The organism is Flavobacterium mekongense, assembly GCF_047038255.1.
GTDB classification, from domain to species: Bacteria; Bacteroidota; Bacteroidia; order Flavobacteriales; family Flavobacteriaceae; genus Flavobacterium; species Flavobacterium mekongense.
Map to the genome: position 1 here is coordinate 1,675,687 of NZ_CP174374.1, position 13,525 is coordinate 1,689,211.

General features: G+C 38.2%; 14 protein-coding genes. 6 read left to right on the forward strand and 8 right to left on the reverse strand.

The window, feature by feature from the left end; translation table 11 throughout:
• The 3 genes from ACJG85_RS07165 to recF are packed head-to-tail and all read right to left on the reverse strand — an operon-like array spanning nucleotide 1 to nucleotide 2,498.
• Nucleotides 1-675, reverse strand: coding sequence for a DUF2461 domain-containing protein (locus ACJG85_RS07165; RefSeq protein ID WP_409677510.1), 675 nt, complete (start codon nucleotides 673-675; stop codon nucleotides 1-3).
• A 1-nt stretch (nucleotide 676) separates the two neighbouring features.
• Nucleotides 677-1,378 carry a thioredoxin domain-containing protein gene (locus ACJG85_RS07170; protein ID WP_412463689.1) on the reverse strand — a complete coding sequence of 234 codons (702 nt, stop codon included), beginning with the start codon at nucleotides 1,376-1,378 and terminating at the stop codon, nucleotides 677-679.
• Nucleotides 1,379-1,418: 40 nt separating this feature from the next.
• Nucleotides 1,419-2,498, reverse strand: coding sequence for a DNA replication/repair protein RecF (recF, locus tag ACJG85_RS07175; RefSeq protein ID WP_412476011.1), 1,080 nt, complete (start codon nucleotides 2,496-2,498; stop codon nucleotides 1,419-1,421).
• Between the two features lie 251 nt (nucleotides 2,499-2,749).
• On the opposite strand from recF, the gene ACJG85_RS07180 reads away from it, so the two are divergent.
• The 6 genes from ACJG85_RS07180 (at nucleotide 2,750) to ACJG85_RS07205 (ending at nucleotide 8,930) form a co-directional block, all read left to right on the forward strand.
• Nucleotides 2,750-3,538 carry a tetratricopeptide repeat protein gene (locus ACJG85_RS07180; protein WP_409677504.1) on the forward strand — a complete coding sequence of 263 codons (789 nt, stop codon included), beginning with the start codon at nucleotides 2,750-2,752 and terminating at the stop codon, nucleotides 3,536-3,538.
• A gap of 75 nt (nucleotides 3,539-3,613) precedes the next feature.
• Nucleotides 3,614-4,105: a 6,7-dimethyl-8-ribityllumazine synthase gene (gene ribH / locus ACJG85_RS07185; protein ID WP_412476012.1), complete on the forward strand. Its 492-nt coding sequence runs from the start codon at nucleotides 3,614-3,616 to the stop codon at nucleotides 4,103-4,105.
• Nucleotides 4,106-4,264: 159 nt separating this feature from the next.
• Complete coding sequence (mutL, locus tag ACJG85_RS07190) at nucleotides 4,265-6,112, forward strand: DNA mismatch repair endonuclease MutL (RefSeq protein WP_412476013.1); 1,848 nt, start codon at nucleotides 4,265-4,267, stop codon at nucleotides 6,110-6,112.
• Nucleotides 6,109-6,942 (forward strand): rhomboid family intramembrane serine protease, encoded by an 834-nt coding sequence (locus tag ACJG85_RS07195; protein WP_409677498.1) that lies wholly within the window; start codon nucleotides 6,109-6,111, stop codon nucleotides 6,940-6,942. Before mutL ends, ACJG85_RS07195 begins: the two co-directional genes overlap by 4 nt.
• Nucleotides 6,943-6,945: 3 nt before the next feature.
• Nucleotides 6,946-7,812: a rhomboid family intramembrane serine protease gene (locus ACJG85_RS07200; protein WP_412476014.1), complete on the forward strand. Its 867-nt coding sequence runs from the start codon at nucleotides 6,946-6,948 to the stop codon at nucleotides 7,810-7,812.
• 68 nt (nucleotides 7,813-7,880) lie between these two features.
• Entirely contained in the window at nucleotides 7,881-8,930 is a 1,050-nt protein-coding gene (locus ACJG85_RS07205; protein WP_412463693.1) for an endonuclease/exonuclease/phosphatase family protein, read from the forward strand.
• Between the two features lies 1 nt (nucleotide 8,931).
• Here ACJG85_RS07205 and ACJG85_RS07210 read toward each other — a convergent pair whose 3' ends face one another.
• From ACJG85_RS07210 to ACJG85_RS07230, 5 genes are all read right to left on the reverse strand, one after another.
• The gene (locus ACJG85_RS07210) at nucleotides 8,932-9,546 is read right to left on the reverse strand and encodes a WbqC family protein (protein ID WP_412463694.1); all 615 of its coding nucleotides are present in this window, start codon (nucleotides 9,544-9,546) and stop codon (nucleotides 8,932-8,934) included.
• A 12-nt stretch (nucleotides 9,547-9,558) separates the two neighbouring features.
• Nucleotides 9,559-11,292: a signal peptidase I gene (gene lepB / locus ACJG85_RS07215; RefSeq protein WP_412476015.1), complete on the reverse strand. Its 1,734-nt coding sequence runs from the start codon at nucleotides 11,290-11,292 to the stop codon at nucleotides 9,559-9,561.
• Nucleotides 11,293-11,362: 70 nt separating this feature from the next.
• On the reverse strand, nucleotides 11,363-12,067 hold the full coding sequence (gene dapB, locus ACJG85_RS07220; protein ID WP_412476016.1) for a 4-hydroxy-tetrahydrodipicolinate reductase: 705 nt from the start codon (nucleotides 12,065-12,067) through the stop codon (nucleotides 11,363-11,365).
• Nucleotides 12,067-12,624, reverse strand: a complete 558-nt coding sequence (locus ACJG85_RS07225; protein WP_412476017.1) for a DUF5683 domain-containing protein — start codon at nucleotides 12,622-12,624, stop codon at nucleotides 12,067-12,069. The genes dapB and ACJG85_RS07225 overlap by 1 nt, the downstream gene beginning before the upstream one ends.
• On the reverse strand, nucleotides 12,624-13,523 hold the full coding sequence (locus ACJG85_RS07230) for a ParB/RepB/Spo0J family partition protein (protein ID WP_412476018.1): 900 nt from the start codon (nucleotides 13,521-13,523) through the stop codon (nucleotides 12,624-12,626). Before ACJG85_RS07230 ends, ACJG85_RS07225 begins: the two co-directional genes overlap by 1 nt.
• Nucleotides 13,524-13,525 lie beyond the last annotated feature (2 nt).

The following is a 13,525-nucleotide window of genomic DNA, read 5'->3' on the forward strand; positions in this document are numbered from 1 at the left end:
TTATTCTTCGGTTTCAAGAGCGCGGTACAGAAAGTCGTTTAAAGGTTTGAGTGCTATGAGTTTTTGCGCCACCGTTTTATTGAAATTTTTATCGGTAAATAATTTTTCGTCTATGCGATGCGAGGCAGTAAAGCTCTTCAATTTTAAAAATTCAATGGCCGGATGATTAGGATCGAAATCCTTGGGCGCTTTTTTCAGTACGTTATCTGCTTCGCGAGATAAATCGCCGTACTCCTTTTTGAAAGCTGCATCGGCTACAATTTTTTCTAAATCGTCATAGAAAAAAGCAATTTCTCTTCGGATTTGTTTCAATTGCGAAGGTTCCGGACACCAAACACCGCCAGCCACAAAACAGTTGCCTTTTTCGAAATGCACGTAATAGCCCGGGCTGTTTTTTTGGAATTTATTTTGGGTAAACCAAACACCCATATTGGTTTTGTAGGGCGATTTGTCTTTAGAAAAACGAATATCTCGATTGATACGAAACGTACAATTTTTCACTTCCAAATCGTCTAATTTCGGATCAAGTTGTTTCATTTCTGCCAACAAACCCGCAATAAACGCATGGTAATCTTTTTTATATTGGTCATACCGTTTTTTGTTGGCATGCATCCAATCGGTATTGTTGTTGGCTACCAAATCTTCTAAAAATTGCAACGCTTCTTGGGTAATCATATTAGAGGTGTTTTTTTAAGTCTTCTTCACTGATGTAACCTAAGTTACGCCAAACTTCTTTACCGTTTTCATAGATGATAATCATAGGTAATCCTTCAATTTTCATGGCCTCGGTTAGGCTTTTGTTTTCGTCGGCATCTACACGCACAATTTTAATTTGGTCTTTCAATTCTTCTTGCATTTTCAAAATGTAAGGCTTCATTTTCTGACAAGGCGCACACCAAACCGCAGTAAAATTGATGAGTACTTTTTTATCGGAAGCTACTAATTTTTGGTAATCCTGTAGGGTCATGCCACCGGTTTTAGCCGTTTGTCCTGCTTTCGGCATTCCGGCAGTTGTCCATTTCATGATGCCACCTTCTAAATTATAGACTTCTGTAAAGCCCATCGCTACCAATTTATCAGCGGCTTGAGCACTTCTTCCGCCTACTTTACAATACACAAAGATGGGTTTTGATTTGTCATATTTAGCTACTTTGTTAGCAAAATCGGGACTGTTTACATTTACGTTGTCGGCATTTTCTAAATGTTCAACGCCGAATTCTTCCGGAGTTCTAACATCTAATAATTGGGGTTTTTCGGTGTTTTTTAATTTTTCGGCATAAGTTTTTACATCCAAAGTTTGGGCCGGTTTGGCCGTTTGTCCTTGACAACTGATGAATAGAAAGCTGATAAGCAGTAGGGAAAATAATCTGGTTTTCATGTTCAAAAAAATTTTAGCTAAAGTACAAAATACAGCAACACTAAAGGTTAAATATTTTATAACTCTGATGCGTGGTTTTGACAATATTTTCGGTGCGTTCCGGATGGGTGTCGGAGATAAAAAGCTGGCCGAATTCTTCCTTATTGACCATTTCTACTATTTTACCCACGCGAAATTCATCTAACTTGTCGAAAATATCATCAAAAAGTAAAATAGGTTTTTCACCGCTTTGTTTTTTTACAAAATCAAATTGGGCGAGTTTTAAGGCGATTAAAAACGATTTTTGTTGTCCTTGCGAGCCAAACTTTTTAATAGGGAAGTGGTCAATTTCAAAAGACAAGTCATCTTTGTGAATACCAACAGAGGTATACTGTAAAGCTCGGTCTTTGCTGAGGTTTTCTTCCAGCAATGTCAACGTATTTTTCTCAAACAAATCACTTTGATAGACCAATTGAACCGTTTCAGCCGAATCGGTAATGGTTTGATGGTAGGTGTTAAAAATAGGCACAAAATCGGCCAAAAACGCTTTTCGTTTTTCAAAAATGGTCTGCCCTAAAGTGTCCAATTGCTCGTTGTAAATGGATAAGGTGTCTTTTTCAAAAACATGATTTAAGGCAAAATACTTCAATAGCGCATTGCGTTGGCTGATGATTTTGTGGTACTGAATCAACTGTTGCAGATAACCGCTGTCTAATTGCGAAATCACGCTGTCGATAAATTTACGACGTGTTTCACTGCCTTCAACAATTAAATCTCGGTCGGCCGGCGAAATAATAACCAGCGGAATAAAACCAATGTGATCGGAGAATTTTTCGTAAAGTTTGCCGTTGCGTTTCAGGATTTTCTTTTGGCCTTTTTTCAAGCTGCACAAGATTTGTTCAGAACGACTGTTTTTTTCAAACTCGCCGTCTACCACAAAAAAATCTTCACCGTGTTTAATATTCTGCACAGCCTGTGGATTGAAATAACTTTTACCGTTGGCCAAATGATACACAGCATCCAATATATTGGTTTTTCCAATGCCGTTTTTCCCTACGAAGCAATTGATTTTAGCGTCAAATTCGAAGGTGGCATCCGAAAAATTCTTGTAGTTCAGAACTGAAAGTCGTTTTAAAAACAATTTGATTTGGCTTTATTGAATGTTAACTAATTATTTTACAGTGTTTTATTTTCTTTTGAAGCAAAGAAAGAAAGTCCTGCAAATTATTCAAAAATATTGATAAAAATACTCCGTGTAGGGTTTCTTTAGCAGTTGTTCATCCGTTTAGGATTTAAAAACCGTTATTTTCTCTTGCAATTAATATTAAATCAATTTTTTTTATGTGAGTTTGAATAAAAATTTTATTTTTGCGCACACTAAATTAAAAATAGATGGCAACTTTTAACAAAAGAGGATATAAAGCACCAAAAGAAAAAGCGGAAAAAGTAGAAGAAACTTTCATCGAAGAGGTAAATGTTGATGAAAAAGACAGCGCTACGGCTAAAGCATTCGACACCTTAGACCAATCAGCTTCTAAAGCAGAAGATTTTATTGCTAAAAACCAAAAAGTAATTTTAGGTGGTTTGTTGGCAGTGGTGGTAGTAGTTGTGGGTTATTTCGCTTATGATAAATTTATTGCTGAGCCTAACCAACAAGAAGCTGCGGAGGAATTGTTCGTAGCCCAACAAAATTTCCAAAAAGCCGTTGACGGTGATGTAAAAGCAGATTCATTATTCAATTTAGTATTGAATGGTTCTGAAGGGAAATTTGGTGTACTTAAAATTGCTGAAGAATATTCAGGTACTGATGCCGCTAACCAGGCCAACTATATGGCCGGTATTGCTTACTTGAACACCGGTAAATATGCTGAAGCTATTGCGAGTTTGGAAAAATTCAACTCTAAAGATGTTACTTTAAGCATTTTGGCTAAAGGAGCTATCGGAGATGCTTATGCACAACAAAACAAACAAAAGGAAGCGTTAGAGTTTTATGTGAAAGCTGCTGATGCGAGTCAGACTAATGATTTTACCAGACCAAGATATTTGATGAAAGCCGGTAAAACTGCTTTGGCAATGGGTAACAAAGCCGAAGCTTTGAAATATTTTACTGACATCAAAGAAAATTTTGATACTGCTCCGGAAGCTCAACAAGTTGAGGCTTTAATCGGATTAGCACAATAAATTTCAAATTAATAATACCAAAAAAAGGATTAAGGATAGTATCTTTAATCCTTTTTTAGTTTAAAAGCATAAATTATGGCTACAGCAAATAAAAATCTTTCCAATTACGATAAATCAAAATTACCTAATGCTAAAGACTTTAAGTTTGGAATAGTAGTGTCGGAATGGAACGAACACATTACCAACGGCTTGTATCAAGGAGCCGAAGCCGCTTTATTGGATTGTGGTGCTTTACCGGAAAACATAGTGCGATGGAATGTACCCGGAAGTTTTGAACTTATTTACGGAGCGCAACGCATGATAGTTACGCAAGAAGTAGACGTTGTAATCACGATAGGTTGTGTGATCAAAGGCGAAACTATGCACTTTGAATTTGTGTGCGAAGGCGTTACTCAAGGCATCAAAGATTTAAACGTACAAACCGATGTGCCGGTGATTTTTTGTTTGCTAACGGATAATACCGAACAACAATCTATCGACAGAAGCGGTGGTAAACATGGTAATAAAGGGACAGAAGCCGCCATTGCTGCTATAAAAATGGCCGATTTGCGTAAAAAAACGATGTAATAGTTTCCCTTTTCGGATGTGAAAAATAAGCCTATTCTTTTCTGAATAGGTTTTTTATTTTTAGGGAATGATTAACTATAAATCCCCGTACTTTTTCCTTAAATTTGCTTGGTTTGGGTGGTTGCCCGAGTCTTTAATTCAAAACACTGAAACAAAATAATGTCGAGTATCATTCAATTGCTTCCGGATCATGTAGCCAATCAGATTGCGGCCGGTGAAGTAGTACAAAGACCGGCTTCGGTGGTCAAAGAGTTGTTGGAAAACGCTGTAGATGCCAAAGCTACCGATATCAAACTCATCATCAAAGATGCCGGAAAATCACTAATTCAAGTGATTGATAATGGCGTTGGGATGAGTGTCACCGATTCGCGTTTGTGTTTTGAACGTCACGCCACTTCCAAAATCCGCCAAGCCGAAGATTTATTTTCATTACATACCAAAGGTTTTCGTGGTGAGGCTTTGGCTTCCATTGCGGCCATTGCCCATGTGGAAATGAAAACCAAGCAAGATCAGGAAGAATTAGGAACACACATTGTTATTGAAGGCGGAAAATTCATGTCGCAGGAACCGGCGGTATTGCCCAAAGGGACTTCGTTTGCGGTAAAGAACTTGTTTTTTAATATTCCGGCCCGACGCAATTTTTTGAAGTCGGAAACCGTAGAGCAGCGTCATATAGTAGATGAGTTTCAACGCGTAGCGATGGCGCATCCGAGCATACATTTTACGATGTATCATAACGGTAGTGAGATGTTCAATTTGCCGATTTCAAATTTCAGACAACGCATTGTCAATATTTTTTCGGGTAAAACCAATGAAAAATTGGTGCCTGTAAAAGAGGAAACCGATATCGTAAGCTTACAAGGATTTGTAGGAAAACCCGAATTTGCTAAGAAAAACCGAGGTGAGCAATTCTTCTTTGTTAACGATCGTTTCATCAAAAGCGGCTATTTGCATCACGCCGTTATGGCCGCTTATGAAGGTTTGCTGAAGGACGGTTCGCAGCCGAGTTATTTTCTGTATTTAACTGTTCCGCCGCATACTATTGATATCAATATTCATCCTACTAAAACCGAAATCAAGTTTGATGACGAGCATGCTTTGTACGCTATTTTGCGTTCGGCCATCAAGCACAGTTTAGGACAATTTAATGTGGCGCCTGTATTGGATTTCGACCGAGATCCGAATTTGGATACGCCTTATCAATACCAAAATAAAGAAGCGGAATATCCAACCATTCAGGTGGACCGCAGTTACAATCCGTTTGCAGAAGACAAGCCGAGTAAGTCGTTTTCAACACCATCTTATAAAAAGCCTGAAGCCCAGCCTAATTGGGAAAGTTTATATGTTGGGTTGAAACAAGCCGGACAAGAATTGGCGGAAATGACTTTTGAGAAAGATGCTGTTACTTCTTCTTTGTTTGAGGAAAATGAAGTCGAACAGGAAGTAAAAAGAACTTACCAAATTCACAAAAAATACATTGTCAGTCCAATTAAATCAGGAATGGTTATCATCAACCAAAACAGAGCACATGAGCGGGTTTTATACGAGGAATTACTAACCAGTATGACGGTGCATCAAGCTTCGAGTCAGCAATTGTTGTTTCCGCTCCAGTTGTATTTTTCGGCTCCCGAAATGGATTTGTTGGCCGAATTACAATCGGCTTTAGAAAACACCGGATTTGTATTTGAAGCGATGGCAGCCGACCATGTCCTGATTTCCGGTTTGCCTGTCAATGTGACCGAAAGTGAGATTTCTATTGTTTTGGAAGAGTTATTGCGTGATTTGCAAGACGGCATACCGGACAGTAGTTTTTCGCAAAATGATACAATCGCCAAGTCGATGGCGCGTAGTTTGGCCATTAAAACCGGAACGTATTTAACCGAAAAAGAACAGGAAAATTTGGTGCACAACCTATTTGCTTGCAAAGAGCCTGATGTGTCACCGTTTCAAAAACCAACTTTCATTACCATGAGTGTGGAAGATTTAGACAAAAAATTCAGCGTATGATGCGAATGACCGAGACTGTTAAGCAGTTACTGATAATCAATGTTATTTTTTACATCGGCTCCAATTATGTGGGCGATGTAGCTTACCAATTGTTTTCACTGTATTATCCTGAAAATATCCATTTCAGAGCTTGGCAACCGTTAACGAGTATGTTCATGCATGCTGATGTTTATACCGGAAAAAATTCAGTGGGAATTATGCACATCATTTTCAATATGATTGGTTTAATTTCTTTTGGTAGTGCTTTGGAACACTTTTGGGGTGCGAGAAAATTTTTGTTTTTCTACATTTCGTGTGGATTAGGAGCGGCTTTATTACATCTTGGAGTAAGTTATTATCAAATCCATTCGGTATTGGATCAATTGTCAACTTTAAATTTATCTGAGGCTGAAATAAAGATAATTTTAAATGCTGATTATAGTACTGTTTTTGACTCGAGTGGCAAAATGTTAGCCGGTCAAGTAAGAACGATATTGGAGAACGCCAATTGTACTCAGGATCAGTTCAATACCCTAACATTGGCAATACAAGAATTCCAAACACCTTCTCTAGGTGCCTCCGGTGCTATTTACGGACTTTTAACTGCCTTCGCTTTCATGTTCCCGAATGCCGAACTAATGATGATGTTTATCCCCGTACCTATTAAAGCCAAATACTTTGTACCGGGCTTGTTGGTAGTAGACTTAGTGTTAGGGTTCAAAGGCAATTCTATTTTCGGTAGCGGCGGCACCGGAATTGCTCACTTTGCGCATTTAGGCGGTGCTTTAACCGGATTTATTATGATGTGGTATTGGAAGAAAAATTCGTTTAACAATAAGCGTTGGGACTAAATTATGAGCAGTATAATTGACGATATAAAACTGCAATACAGAATCGGCGGCATTGCCAATAAATTGATTTATTGGAATGTAGGCTTATTTATCTTGTCGATTCCGTTATTCTACCAATTTACAACCGGTATTTTCGACTATCCGACTTGGTTGGCGGTTTCTTCAGAACCCATGGTTGCCTTGTACAAGCCTTGGTCACTGTTGACTTATGCGTTTTTTCATCAAGGATTCATGCATTTGTTTTTCAACATGATGGTTTTGCATTTTTCGAGTCGTTTGTTCCTGACTTTTTTTACCCAAAAACAATATTTAGGTTTGTATTTGTTAAGTGCTGTTTTTGCAGGTTTGTTTTATGTGTTAAGCTTCTATATATTGGGGTTTTCCTCTTCTATGGTGGGTGCTTCCGCGGCTGTAATGGGTATTCTGGTAGCCGCTACAACCTACCAACCTTTAATGGAAATCCGATTGCTGCTCATTGGTAACGTAAAATTATGGCACATCACGGGCGTTTTGTTATTGCTAGATTTACTTCAAATTCAATTGGGCAATATGGGAGGTCATATAGCCCATTTAAGCGGAGCACTTTTTGGGTTCCTTTACATCAAGTTGTTGTTAAGTGGTACCGATTTGAGTCGCATTGTTACCTCAGTGATTGATTTTTTTGCGAATTTATTTGCTTCAAAAAAAGCCACACCTTTCAAAAAAGTACACGTCAATCCGAAGAAACCTGTTGCTAAACCAACCAGTAAAATTGTTACCAAAGATAAAACCCAACAACAAATTGATGAGATTTTGGACAAAATCGGCCAATCGGGTTACGACAGTTTGACGGCTGAAGAGAAAGAATTTCTCTTTAGAGCAGGAAAATAGCGGTATAATTTTGCATATTTGTTTAGCGTATTTCCATTTTGGGATACGGAATTATTAAATTAGATTTTTTGAAAAAGCTATCGTGGTTTAACAAAATAGTATTCGGATTCAATATAGTGTTGACTGTATTGACATTCGTAGCTTATGTTTTGCCATTCTTAGCGCCTAAGTTATTTCCGTTGTTATCGGTACTGACGCTCATTTTACCGCTATTCCTCATCTTAAACGCTTTGTTTTTTTTGTATTGGTTACTACAGCTCAAACGACAAGTCATTTTATCCGGATTGGTGTTGTTATTGGGGATTACTTTCATCAATAAGTTTTATAAATTTTCTTCCAGAGAGATACCTGAAGAAGAAAAAGATTTCACCGTGATGAGCTACAACGTACGCTTGTTTAATTTATTTGAATGGTTGCCCAACGAACATGTAGGCGATACCATTTTATCTTTTGTCAACGAAGAAAACCCTGATATTCTTTGTCTTCAAGAATATTCTGAAAGTGCCAAAGTCAATTTGAGAGCCTATAAATACAAAGCTATTTTTATGGAAGGCAAGCAAATCAAAACCGGTCAAGCCATCTTTTCCAAATACCCAATTTTCAATCAAGGTGATTTCAAAATCCCCGATTTAGGGAATAATGTAGTTTATGCCGATATCAAAAAAGGAAAAGATACAATTCGCGTGTACAACATTCACTTACAATCGATAAAAATTTCTCCGGATGTGAATGAAATTGAATCGCATGTTGATGCCATTGACAAAAGTAAATCCCAACAATTGTTTGTGAGGATTCGAGAAGCCTTTAAAAAGCAAGAGAAGCAGGCTGAGATGTTAGTCAATCATAAAAAAGAGTGTCCATATCCCGTGATTATTTGCGGCGATATGAACAACAGCGCCTTTTCGTACATCTACCGCAATATTAAGGGCGATTTGAGCGATTGTTTTGAAGAAGCCGGCATTGGTTTTGGACAAACCTATCGCTTTAAGTATTATCCGGCACGTATAGATTATATCTTTGCCGATAAGCGTATGAAGGTGAAAAGCTTTAAGAGTTTTTCGCGTTTCGAAAATTCAGATCACTTCCCGATTATGACGCGTTTGGCCTTTGCCAATTAAATTACAGCGTTTGTTTTTTAAGATAGTCTAAGGCATAACGACCTTCGTTGAATAACAAGTCGAGTATGCTCAAATTATTCAAATACCCGTATTTTTCACCGAATACTTGAGTATAAGGCTCGAATACTGAAGTGTCTTTTTTACCATTAATCAAGGCTCTTAAATCGGTTTTATCGGTAACTTCATGGAAATATTCGGTCGTTTCGTTGTAATCGAATGCTAAGCCCAAACATTTAGAAACAATTGACATGGTTTCCAAATTCAAATCCATTAAAAAAGTATGTTTCTTTTGAAAAATAGGAGCAATGTCATCTTCAAAATACTCAAAGAAAGGCGAAGTACGATAAGCCGCTTCTAAAGATTTGAAATGTTGTTTTTGCCAATCAAAAGCAGTTTCCAATTTGACATCTTTGGTTTTTTGATGTGCTTCTTTGGAATGCTTTATCGGAATATTGAGCAACTGTATGCCGTTCGGACTGTAAATGTACATTCGGTTACGGTTGGTTTGCTTTTGGAAGTTGTCATCCATTTCAAACGTTACCAAATTACTTTGGGCAATTGCCACAAAATGACTAACGGAAGGAAAATAACCGGGATGTATTAAAATATTATTCATTGACCAACCCTATTAATTGGCTTTTTTCTTTTTCCAAAAATATTCGCCAACAAAGTACAATACTAACAATCCCAAGAAGTATTTAAAGTAAGATTGCGGTTGACCATCGCCACTTACTGTAGTGAACAATCGGTCCCAACGAATTTTATTCAAACCCGAAGCACTGCTGTCCCAACTCATCCAAATGAATACCGGTTTCCCTACAATGTGGTCTTCCGGTGTGAAGCCGAAATAACGCGCGTCTAACGAATTGTTTCGGTTGTCTCCCATCATCCAATAATAGTTTTGTTTGAAGGTGTAGCTGTTGGTTTTAACATCATTAATGTAGATGTCATTGCCAACTACTTTCAACGTATTGCCTTCGTATTCAGTGATGATGATTTTGTATAGGGATAAGTTCTCTAAGTTTAAAGTGACAGTTTTACCGGCTTCCGGCATGTAGATTGGTCCCATGTTGTCGCTGTTCCAGTTGCGAGTAGCAGAAGGATGCCCATCTTTGTAATCCGGGAAAATACCGTCTTCGGCACCGGTTTTTAAGTAGCGTGTTACACTGGCTACACGACTGTCTTTTTTCAATTCATCAGCTTTCGCTTGGGTTAGATTGGCTTGAAACATCAAGTTAGAGGAAGTTAACTTTAACTTGTCAACCAAGTCTTTGTCAACGGCTCCTAAAATAAAAGTATTGGTACTGTCTTTTTCAATCACAGCAAAATTATATCCTTCTTTGTTCAAATATTGTTGTACCAAATTATTGTCCCATAACTTGGTTTCTATTTGGATTAAGGTATTGAGTTCGGTTACGCCGTATTGGTCTACAAATTCTTGCGTAATCGGTTCCTTCATTTTGATATTGAAACCAAATTGTGGTTTAGCTCTCTCCGGTAAAATCAATTCTTTTCCATTGATGTAAACTACGCCTTTTTTAATCTCTAAATTGTCACCCGGAATGGCCACACAACGCTTTACGTAGTTGGTTTTTTTGTCGATAGGTTTGTTGTATCTGCGATCAGCAGGCAAATACATGTGGAATAAGGTATCACGAGGCCAGTTGAAAACAACAATATCGGCATTTTTAATTTTTTCGAAACCCGGAAAACGGAAGTAAGGTAATTGCAACTTGTTTTCCCAAGAGTTGGCATCGTGGTCGTTGTAAAGATAAGACTTGGTTTTGATAAAAGGTATAGTATCATGAACCATAGGCGCAGCCACTGATGTCATTGGTGTTCTGGCGCCGTAATGAAATTTACTCACAAATAAGAAATCTCCGGTCAGCAATGATTTTTCCAAAGATGAAGATGGAATTACATAAGGTTGCATTACGTAGGTATGCACCAAAGTAGCTACAATTACTGCAAACAATAACGAACTGATGGTATCTCCGGTTTTGGTTCTGGGTGTTAAATCGCGATCAGAAATATGTGTAACTTCTTGAGTATAGTTGATGTAGAATAGATAAAAACCAAATGTCAAGGCTCCCAGCCAAGTATCAGCTGTAGAATTGCGTCCAAAACTTCTCAAGGTTTCTACCCAAATGATTGGAAACATCAGCAAGTTAATAATAGGAATGAAAAGCAATACGGTCCACCAAGTCGGTCTCCCGATAATTTTCATCAAAACAATGGCGTTATACACGGGGACAAAAGCTTCCCATCTTTTTCTACCTGCTTTTTCGTATAGTTTCCAAGTTCCCAAGCCGTGGATGACTTGTACAATTAAAACGAAAATTAACCATTGAGTTGCTGACATAAGGCTTAGTTTTTAAATTTCTGCAGTTATATGTTTATAATCACCGGTATTTGTTACAATAAATGAGTTTCTATTTTAAATCTAATACGTCTTTCATAGAGAAAACGCCTTTTTTGCCCTGAATCCATTCGGCTGCCAAAACCGATCCTAAGGCAAAGCCTTCACGATTATGCGCTACGTGTTTGATTTCAATAAAATCCACCTCGGATTTGTAAAAAACACTGTGGGTTCCGGGGACATTTTCGATGCGTTTGGCATCAATATGAATTTGATTCTTTTGGGCTTGACCTTCAGTCCATGCTTCATACGCCGAATGCTGCATAATGCCTTTGGCTAAGGAAATAGCAGTGCCACTGGGAGAATCTAATTTTTGGGTATGGTGAATTTCCTCCATCGAGACTTGGTAAACGTCGGTAAAACGCGCCATCATTTTGGCCAAGTACTCGTTCAGTTCGAAAAATAAATTCACACCCAAACTGAAATTGGAACCGTAAAGAAACGTTCCGTTTTTGGCTTCGCACAAACTAACCATAGCATCGTACTGTTCCAACCAACCTGTAGTTCCTGATACTACCGGGATATTTTCGTTCAAACAAGCAGAAATATTGGTAACGGCAGCAGTCGGCACACTAAAATCAATGGCAACATCTGCTTGGTCTAAACCATCAAAAGTATCGTATTGGCCTTTTCTTAAAACTATTTCATGACCTCTTTCCAAAGCAATTTTTTCAATTACTTTTCCCATTTTTCCGTAGCCGAGTAATGCAATTTTCATCAGAATCGATAATTTAGGGTTAGACCGAGATTGGGTTTGGCGGTAAAATCATTTTGGTAAACATCGGGTGCTACCGAAAGTTTTTCGTTTACGTTAAACTGAATCAAATGCGCATCTACATTGGCATCTACGATGTTTAAAACATAAAAACCTAAAGTAACCAAAAGCGATAAGTCGCGATTTCTTTGGTAAAATCGTTGTGCCTGAATCAAACGACTGTCGTCCAAATACTGGTATTGGTCATCGTTAAAACCGGCCAATCTTCTTTTATAAGCGTCTCGGTAACTGTGGTATTTTTTATTATTGTCTAAATAGAAATACATACTGGTTCCTATAGCGCCATAAACTATTGGGATTTTCCAATACTTTTTATTGTAAGCTTGTCCTAATCCCGGCAGTACAGCCGAGTAAAAGGCAGCTTTGGAAGGCGTTAACGGGTCGATTTCCTTTATTTTAGTTGTATCTTTTATAACCAAACCTTCCGCAATTTGCTGGGCATGAAGTGTGGGTTTTCCCAAAAGGAAACAAAGGATAAGTATGTTAAAAAAGCGATTCACTATCCTTTAATTAGTTTGATAATGCGATTGAAATCTTCTTCGGAATGGAATGGAATAGTAATTTTTCCTTTACCGTTAGCGGTCACTTTTACATCGATTTTGGTGCCGAAGAAATTCACAAACGCTTTTTTCTGGTCATCCGCCACCGCAAAACTTTCTCCTTTTTTGGCTTTGGCAGGAGCAGGTTTGCGACTGTCCTGATAGTTTTTTACCAAAGCTTCGGTTTCACGTACGGAAAGATTCTGGCTGATGATTTTGTGGTAAATATCGGTTTGGATGTCTTGGTCTTCAATGTTAATGATCGCGCGACCGTGCCCCATGCTGATAAAGCCGTCACGAATACCGGTTTGGATAATCGGATCTAATTTTAACAAACGCAAATAGTTGGCAATAGTAGAACGTTTTTTGCCCACGCGCTCACTCATTTGTTCTTGAGTCAATTGAATTTCGTCAATCAAACGTTGGTAAGAAAGTGCAATCTCAATCGGGTCTAAATCGTGGCGTTGGATGTTTTCGACCAAAGCCATGACCAACGATTCGTTGTCGTTAGCAATGCGAATGTAAGCCGGAACCGTTGTTAGACCAACGATTTTACAAGCACGTAAACGGCGCTCACCCGAAATCAATTGGTATTTGTTAAAGTCTAATTTGCGAACTGTAATCGGTTGAATTAAACCTAATTCTTTGATAGATGAAGCCAATTCCTGAAGCTGTTCTTCGTTGAAATTGGTTCTGGGTTGAAACGGATTGATTTCGATGGCCTCGATATCCAATTCTATAATATTTCCGACCACTTTGTCGGCGTTTTTATCGTTTACCGATTTGATGTCGTTTTCCGGATCTTTCAGTAAAGCCGATAAACCTCTTCCTAAGGCTTGTTTTTTTATTGCTTTTGCCATGG